At 50.7% G+C, this 9,092-nt stretch carries 6 protein-coding genes; all 6 read left to right on the top strand.

The window, feature by feature from the left end; translation table 11 throughout:
- Positions 1-2,461, top strand: a 2,461-nt coding sequence (locus KK062_RS29475) for a TonB-dependent receptor domain-containing protein (RefSeq protein WP_254087987.1), incomplete at its 5' end; no start/stop codon positions are given.
- Positions 2,462-2,729: 268 nt separating this feature from the next.
- Entirely contained in the window at positions 2,730-4,181 is a 1,452-nt protein-coding gene (locus tag KK062_RS29470) for a beta-helix domain-containing protein (RefSeq protein ID WP_254087986.1), read from the top strand.
- 172 nt (positions 4,182-4,353) lie between these two features.
- Positions 4,354-5,865, top strand: coding sequence for an IPT/TIG domain-containing protein (locus tag KK062_RS29465; RefSeq protein ID WP_254087985.1), 1,512 nt, complete (start codon positions 4,354-4,356; stop codon positions 5,863-5,865).
- A 172-nt stretch (positions 5,866-6,037) separates the two neighbouring features.
- Positions 6,038-6,961 carry a hypothetical protein gene (locus tag KK062_RS29460; RefSeq protein WP_254087984.1) on the top strand — a complete coding sequence of 308 codons (924 nt, stop codon included), beginning with the start codon at positions 6,038-6,040 and terminating at the stop codon, positions 6,959-6,961.
- Between the two features lie 59 nt (positions 6,962-7,020).
- On the top strand, positions 7,021-7,269 hold the full coding sequence (locus KK062_RS29455) for a hypothetical protein (protein WP_254087983.1): 249 nt from the start codon (positions 7,021-7,023) through the stop codon (positions 7,267-7,269).
- 50 nt (positions 7,270-7,319) lie between these two features.
- A complete protein-coding gene (locus tag KK062_RS29450) occupies positions 7,320-8,912 on the top strand; it encodes a S8 family serine peptidase (RefSeq protein WP_254087982.1) in 1,593 nt (530 codons plus the stop codon).
- Positions 8,913-9,092 lie beyond the last annotated feature (180 nt).

The following is a 9,092-nucleotide window of genomic DNA, read 5'->3' as shown; positions in this document are numbered from 1 at the left end:
CTATAATATCACGTACCTGAACGGTATGTTGACACCCAGTACGGAAAGCGACAGCCGGGCGTTTGCGTTCAACCTCATTCCCAGCGGTCTAATCGATGATATTAAGATTTATAAATTGCCATCACCGGAACTTCCGGGAGGATTTGGTGGTGGTGTGATTAAAGTAAACACACCGCGTAACCAGGTCGCGCGGCGGTTTGAGGTAAATGCTTCGGCACAGTATCGCACGGGTGAGTCATCTTTTGCAGACCATTACACCGGTGGCAATAACAGCTCAAAAGACGTATGGGCGCTTGGCGCAAAGGACCGTGAGATGCCGGCGCAGTTTTATGATAAAAACTACCAGCTGCCCGCAGCCGAATTTTATCCCGGAGAGCGCATGGCAGCAATTCGCACCATGCCGGCAGCCAATAATCTGATAAACGATCATCACGGCCTTGATCGGCGTTTCTCCCTGAATTATTATGACTCGTATAAAGTGTCGAGCGTCCGGCTGAACAATCTGCTGTCGCTGGGCTATACCTACCAGCGTGATTTTGATCAGAACCACGTACGGGAGCAATGGACACAGCGTGATTCGATTCGCTTTGAGGGAGTGCAGGTGCCGAATGTCATGGATGAGTCGTATGACTCCATCTATACGGAAGATGTGCGACTTTCCTTATTGGAGTCGCTGGGAATCATCATCAATGAAAATCACCGCATTGACGTAAACCTGTTTGCAAACCGCAGCGCGGCGGACAATACATTCTTTTCGGCAGCCGGCGATATTGAGGCCAGCGGCGAACCGCTGCTTACGGGCCGGCCTGCAAAAGTGAGAACGTTATCCTTTGAGTATCGTGTGCGAGATCTGGTTTCGGCACAGGTAAGCGGCGAGCACACCCTGGGGCGTCATCGCGTTAGCTGGCGATTGGGACAGGTAACGATGGAAGAGAATATCCCCGATTTTCAGATGTATAAATTCATTCGTCGCCCCGATGAAGACAATTATGATGTATCGTTTGGCGTGAATCAATCGGGCGAAGCACCCCGTCAATATTACAATACGGAAGATAAAAACAAGCTGACGGGTTTAGACTACAGCTATGCCTTAACGGACTATCTTACCCTGAAGGCGGGTACGTTGCTGCAGTGGAACGAGCGTGTATTTGAAAATACGGTGTTTACCGTAACGATTCCCCAGTTGGGCACGACGCCGGAAGTATCACAGCAATACTTGAATGTGTACCAGCCGTGGACAAAGTTGAGCACTATTCTGGCCGATGAAAATTTCCGGGAGGATCGACGTGGCTTTGATATGGTCAGCTCGTTCAGCGCTTTGTCGTACGGCTATTCGCAGGATATTGCAGCGTTTTATATAGCGCCGTTGATAAAGTTGCTGAATAATAAACTGGAAATTTTTGGGGGTGTTCGCTATGAACGCGAGTTTACCGAATTGTATGATGCACAAGGTGCACCGATTCGTTCTGATCAACGGAGGGTATACGTTGTCAATCCTGAAACGGGAGAGACTTCGACGCAGACTGTGGTTGTAGACTTGCCGGGACCTGACTACGAATATTTTTTACCGAGTGCCAATGTTACCTGGAACGTTACTGAAAAGCACAAAATCCGTGCGGGCTATGGCAAAACACTTGACCGTCCAGCATTCCGCGAACGATCAAGATCGTCTTTCTTTAACACACGGGATGGACGTAATTACCAAGGTAACATTGACCTGGTGAACGCGGAGTTGGATAACTACGACTTACGCTGGGAGTGGTATCCGACAGAAACAGAATTTGTATCGGTGGGCGGATTTTATAAAGATATCAGTAACCCGATTGAAATCGTGGAGTATGGATTCCCGTCGTGGAGTCGACTTTACCGGAAATGGTACAATAAGAAGCGTGCGCAGCTGGTCGGTGCCGAGTTGGAGGTGCGTAAAAACCTGGCCTTTACCGGATTGCCATATGCTGATCGGTTTTCGGTCATCGCCAATGCCGCGTTCGTGCATACCATATTGGATGACGAGCTGGTGTTACAAGAAGGGGACGATGCTTCTGTGAAGCCTATCCGTGCCAACCGTCCGCTGACAGGTTCTTCACCCTATATATATAACGTGAGTTTGTATTATGAAGCACCCGGCAGTAAAGCGGTGGTGACAGTAGCGTATAATGAGATCGGGTCGCGCCTGATCGCTACGGCGCCAACCTTTATCGGTAACCTGCATGAAAAAACACAACGTCAGCTGGATATTGTGGTCATACATCCGATTGGTAAATACCTGAGAGTAAAGGGAGGTGTGCAGAACTTGTTGAACCAGGATATTGTGCGTTGGCGTGACAGTAACTACGATGGCAGCTATGATCCCGGAGAGTTTAAAACTTTTCAAGATACAACTCAGCCGAAGAGTGACTACGAATCGGAGCGTTGGAACCAGGGAGCCTATTATTCTTTGGGTGTGACCTGTACGTTTTAGGAAAGACAAAATAAAAAGGCCTCTTCGAAAGAAGAGGCCCTTTGAAGAGCAGCATAACTACAAAACATACCTGGATTAACAACTATGATGTAGAATCCTATTTATCACATTTCCGGTAAGCAGAAGCTGCCGAGCCGGAAGAGGACGCTGACTCAGCCTTACAGTCGAGTCAAAGGGGATGACCTGCTCCTTCAGCGACATGTTATCAGCATGGCGCCGGGTTATGATTAATAACTACTACACAAAGTTAACAAAATTTTAAGAATTTATGAATCGGATTTTCAAATCTGCAGCAATTGTTGCCGTACTGGCCGCTGCTCTCATTTCTTGCGATGATCAAGGTGTAACTACTCCTCAAGACGCTGCTGGTAAAGCTGCCGATGTCATCGACCTGGGCCTTCCTGTTGCTTTTGGTGGTGTCGATGACGTTGATGCTTTTGGTAACGTTACCGTGAGCCGCAACCTGACACTGGAATCAGGAAATACCTATATTTTGCACAACTATTTCCGTATTCAGGATGGTTTCACCATCACTATCGAACCGGGTGTTACTATTAAAGGTGTTAAAAAAGGTTTCGAAGCTACAAAAGACTTTGCTCCTGGTACGCTGGTAATCGAGCAAGGTGCTAAAATCAATGCTGTTGGTGGCAAAACAAATGCTGCCGACTCTGTGATCTTGTTCACGTCGAACGCAACTACTCCTGCTGCCGGCGATTGGGGTGGTGTCGTGATTCTGGGTAAAGCTCCCGTTTCCGTTAGCGGTGGTGTAACTTCTATCGAAGGTCTGCCGACTCCGAACAACACTGGTTTCTACGGTGGTACAGACGCAGGTGATGACTCTGGTGATCTACGTTTCGTACGCATCGAATACGCTGGTGATGTTATTGGTCAAGACAACGAGCTGAACGGTCTGACACTGGGCGGTGTAGGTAACGGTACTAAGATCGACCACGTACAAGTATCATACGGTCTGGATGACGGATTTGAATTCTTCGGTGGTACAGTAAACGCTGATCACCTCGTGTCTTACTATAACACAGATGACGACTTCGATACTGACCTGGGCTACAGCGGTAAAGTACAATTCGGTCTCGTCGTGCGTAACCCTAACATCGCCGTAACCGGTGGTGGTTCAAACGGTTTTGAGTCAAACGGTGACAGCAACATCGGCGTTACTCCTTACACAAGTGCTGTATTTGCTAACTTCACTATCCTCGGTCCTGTTAGCCCGAACTCTACTACAATTGATTCTCGTTTCCGTTCAGGCGTGCTGATCCGCGTTAGCTCTGAGCTGAAACTGTTCAACTCGATCATCACAGGTTACAAAACCTTCCAACTGGAAGTGGCTTCTCCCAGCGCGTATCCCAGCCCTTCTGCCATTCAAGGTGTTACTGTTGTAGCTCCTGCTTACACGGGTACTACACTGAACGGTGTTACTACTAACGTGACTGGTTTCAACGGCGTTACTGGCAACATCGAGAGAACAGCAACAACGCTTGGAAACACAGGCCTGACATCACTTCCTGTTATGACAGGTTTGAATGTTAACGCATGGAACACCACTAGCCGTAACTTTGTGGCTTCTGTTGAACAATCAGCCGTGTCTCACGCTCTGTTGAGCGGCCTGGAGCCTACTGATTTCCGTGGCGCTTTCGGTAGCTCTTCTGATTCAGACAACACTGCCTGGTTCATCGGCGGTGGCTGGGTATCTTTTAACTAATGTATAGCGGAAGAGCCAGTTTTGGGACTGGTTCTTCCTTAACAATATTTCTCGTTAACCTAAACTCTTCTTAACGGCGACCGCTGAACTGGTCGCCGTTAACAAAAAGAAGCCTCTACGCCTTCTACACGAACCCATATAAACACAATAAATCAATAGACAAGTACAACGAATGAAAAACAGAAAATTACACTCTTTTGCGACGTATGCGTGCAGCGTGCTGCTGGCCCTGGTGATGACGTCTACCTTTGTATCGTGTAGCGATGATGATGGTGATGATGACGGCGGCGGCGCGACACTTACAATCACCTCGCTGACGCCGGCCACGGCACGAGCAGGTGAGTCGGTGACGATTGCCGGTACAGGCTTCAATGCGACACCGAGCCAGAACACTGTGACGTTTAAAGGCGCCGGTGCATCGGGTGTTCCTGCCATGGTACAGGAAGCATCTGCCACGGCACTGAAAGTGGCTGTCCCGGCAAATGCTGCTACGGGTGCTATTACCGTCACCGTTGCGGGTAAGTCGGTAACGTCCTCCCAGACTTTTACCATCGATGAGTCGCTTGGCGCACCGGTACTCACCAGTCTCAATCCAACCAGCGGCTTTATCAATGCTGAGATCACCATCACGGGCTCCAGCTTTGGTACAAACAAAAATGTCATAGATGTTTTGTTTGGTGACGTAGAGGCTACCGAGATTGTATCCGTAACTGCCACAACCGTTATCGTTAAAGTACCCACATCACTGGCACCGGGTGCCGTTGCAGTGAAGGTGGTGCGCGATGGCATTACATCTGCTACGTCGCTGCAATTCACCGTAAATGCTACACCGACATCCGTTAAGACCGTATACTGGTCTGATAGTTTCGGGATATTTCGCGGTGTTATTGATGACGGCGGAGTAACGATCGAAGAGTTGTATAACGATTCAGGCAGAACGCCGGTGCAGGGCGTGGCGATCGATGAGGAGCGTGGTTATATTTATTGGGGACATACGGGCGGTGTTTCACGCGCACTGCTCGATGGAACCGGTACGATTGAAGATGTTTACAGCGACGATGTGAAATTGACATCCGTTTACGACGTGGCGATTGATCATGCCGGCGGCAATATCTATTTCACCAGCTACGATGCTAATTTCGAGCATTCGTATATTCACAAAGGCAACCTGGATGGAAGCGTTGATTATACCACGCTTGTCGAGCAGGGTCTTTTCCTCCTGGGCGATAACCTGAAGCTGACCGTGGCGAACAATATGCTTTATTGGTCATCCCGTGAGTCAAAACATGTAGCAAGAGCTTCTTTGACGGGTACCTTTACAGCCGAGATAATCTATGATGCAGCCGATGGATTGAAAGGCCCTGCGGGTGTTGCCGTTCACCCGGAATCGGGTCGAGTTTTTATTACCGACAATGCCGGTGGGGCAGCGGGTGAAAGCAAAATCTGGCAAGGTAGCCTGGATGGTAAAACTGAGCTTAGCACGTTTGTGCCCGTTGGAAACAACGTGCTGACGCCCTATGACGCAGAGATTGATTTTGAAAACGGCTATTTCTTCTGGCTCAATAACATGACCGACGCTGCGGCGACGTCAGACCTCATGCGGGTGAAGTTGGATGGAACAAATGTTGAGAAACTATTTAGCGGCATTGAGAACGGCAATAGCTTTGATATAAGCGTTCGCTAAGGCGACACACCGTTGTTAGTAAACCGTTGGCTACCACATTTCGAATGGGCTTCCTAACATTCCTCGTCCTGGGTCAGGACGAGGAATTGTTTGAAGTCTGTATAAAAAAAACCGTTCTGTGAAGTCTGCATATACCTTTCATTTTTTTGTTCCCGCAAGACTTGCCGGGTTCATGATGCTGGTGATGATATTGGTGTCTTGTCATGAGACAGATGCGCCCATGCCGATGGTTGAACGCACCTATCTGTTTTGGACGAGTGTTACCGATCAAGCTATTTTACGAGCTACTCTTGATGTAGCAGGCGACGCGATGCAGGTTGATACGCTCTATACGGCAGTCGATGGCGTTCGTTCGCCCGTGTCGATCGTGGTAGACGAAGCGGCCTCGATGTTATACTGGGCCGACTTTGACAGCGGGCAGATTGTGCGTGCGCCCATGGAAGGAAAAGGCGCGGTGCAGGTGTTATATACCGTGCCGACTTACATGCGTGGACCCGTAGGTCTGACCTTCGATGCGGTGTCACAACGATTGTATTGGACGCAACCCTGGGACGATCTGATTCTTGGCGCGCCAGCATACCCCAATGGTTTGATAGACACCTTGCTGACTGCCGACGACGGCGTGGACGGAAGCTGGGGCATTTCCCTACAGGCTGACGCTGGAGCATTGTATTGGGTTGAGTACCTCGACATCGAACTCAATCGGACATGGCTGGGCGGCGCTGCCGTGGTGCAAACGCTGTATGCTGGGGGGAGTGGTTTTTTGAGACCGTTTAGCCTAGCGGTGCAAAACGGTGTACTCTATATAGTTGACAATCCGATACCGGGTACGGCTTTGCCAGACCGGATCCTACGGGGAGATGCGGGCGGCGGGACCTCTTTAACAGCCTTGTATGATATCGGTGTAGACAATGCATATGCCCTGGCTGTTGACACGCGGCGGGATATGCTTTATTGGGTGAACCAGCTTGAGGAAGGGAGTATTTGGCGAGGGCCTGTCGCGGGCGGTACAACGCCCGTTAAAGTGATCGACCGGGTTCGTCTTGGCCAGGGGTTGGCGGTTGCTACTTTGCGTGTAAAATCCAATGAACTATAATGTAAACATGTTGTATGTCACCTGTAAGTCCTACTCACCTTACTCAACTCTTGGCGCGGATGCGCACATTTCTGGATGAGCTCCGAACTTCGGACGAGACAGTTCCGGAAGGCGTCGATGCCGCCTGGCACGAAGCACAGATAGCCCGGCTGATGTCACTGCGGCAGCGGAAGGATGAATTATTCGACGAGCTTGCCGTAGTCGTGGAAGAACTTAACGCCGCGTACAAAATGGCGTCGCGAAGGCTGGCCCATGATAACCGGCGTGTACGCCATAGTCGTACAGCCGAGGATGTACGTGAACTTTAATGTATATTTATCTCACGGTAACACCGCGGTCGTATATGGGGCATCGGCATATGAAGAAATTGGGATTGATCACACTTGGCTTTTTCCTGACAGCCATGCTGCATGCGCAGCAAGGGGATACCCGCTGGCTCGTGAAATTGAAGCCTGGGTGGGAGCGTGCCGGAGCGCGTTTGCCGATGCCCGTGCAACCTTTATATCCGGTCCGCGCTGCTGCGCAAGGGCGTGGCGCTGTGCCGGCGGAACATTTTGTGCTGACGCTTCCTGCAAATGCTGATATACAATCGGCATTGGCGGACTGGAAGGCGAATGAACTGGTGGCCTATATCGAGCAGGATGCCGTTGGTTATGCGGCAATGCAGCAAGCTGCGTTTTTTCCAAATGATCTTTATTTTGACAGGCAATGGTCGTTGAGCAATGACGGGTCGTTTCGGTCGTGGGCAACGGCGGATGCAGATGTTGATATGCCTGAGGCGTGGGAGGTTACGCAGGGTAGTGAGGGCATTACGGTGGCGATACTCGACAGTGGGATACGCTTGAACCATCCGGAGTTCGCAGGGCGGCTCTGGATGAATACAGACGAAGTGGCTGACAACGGCGTGGATGACGATGGCAACGGGTATATCGACGATATCAACGGGTGGGACATGGTGAATGAAGGCCCGAATGTTCGCGATGATTTTGGCCATGGCACGCATGTGGCGGGGATCATCGGGGCGAACGGTAACAACGGCCTGGGCTATGCTGGCGCCGATTGGTATTGTAAACTGATGGTGTTGAAGGTGCTGGATATCAATGGCTCTGGGCTGTATAGCTGGTGGGCCAGGGCGATACATTATGCGGTTGACAATGGTGCCGATATTATCAATATGTCGCTGGGCGGTACGACGGAGTTGCAGACGCTGGCGGATGCTGTGCAGTATGCTTATGATCACGATGTGCTGATCGTTGCCAGTATGCAGAACTTCAACAGCGAGGTGATATACTATCCTGCGGGGCATACGCTGACATTGGCTGTCGGTTCGTCCGATCCGGATGACCGACGGAGTACAATACTGGCAGGGCTGCAAGGATATGGGAGTAACTACGGTGATCATATTGATGTAGTGGCGCCCGGTAATTTTATTTATGGGCTTTCGCATGTTTCTGATACGGACTTTGGTACGCAAAAGAGTGGCACGTCGCAGGCGGCGCCGTTGGTGACGGGGATTGCGGCGTTGGTGTGGGGGCGTGAGCCTGGTCTGACGCTCGAGGCGTTGGTGCAACGACTGACGGCTTCGGCGGAGGATGGTGTAGGTGATCCGTTGGAAGATACTCCGGGGTGGGATCGTTACTACGGGTATGGGCGTGTGAATGCTTATCGGGCGTTGACCAATATGACTAGTGACGTTCCGGTGGCGGGTGGGCTGGCGTTGTATCCGAATCCGTCGGCGGGAACTTTGACGGCATTTTATGATCAGGGTACGGCGATGCCTTATACTATTACGTTGGTGAATACTACGGGGCAAGTGGTGCGGACGGTGCAGGGGGGAGCAAAGCGAATGATTCGGGAGGAGGGGCTTGATGGACAGTTGCCGGCGGGGGTTTATGTGGTGGAGGTTAAGAATGAGCGGGTGCGGTTGCGGGGGCGGGTTGTGGTGCGGTAGTATTGGCCGTGGTTTTATATGGTTGTCACGGGTTACGACGTTACCGTTGGGAGTCTGAAGACTCCCCCCATACGAGGCACAAGTCTCCGCGCCGGGCGGCGCTAAGACTCATATCTTTGGAAATAGAATCAGAACAGTTATTTTTTGTCAATACTAGCCGGTGGGGTACCTATTCGTAAG

Origin of the sequence: Dawidia cretensis (assembly GCF_018598175.1) — a bacterium.
Taxonomy (GTDB): domain Bacteria; phylum Bacteroidota; class Bacteroidia; order Cytophagales; family Cyclobacteriaceae; genus Ohtaekwangia; species Ohtaekwangia cretensis.
This window is presented reverse-complemented; position numbering and strand designations above follow the sequence as displayed.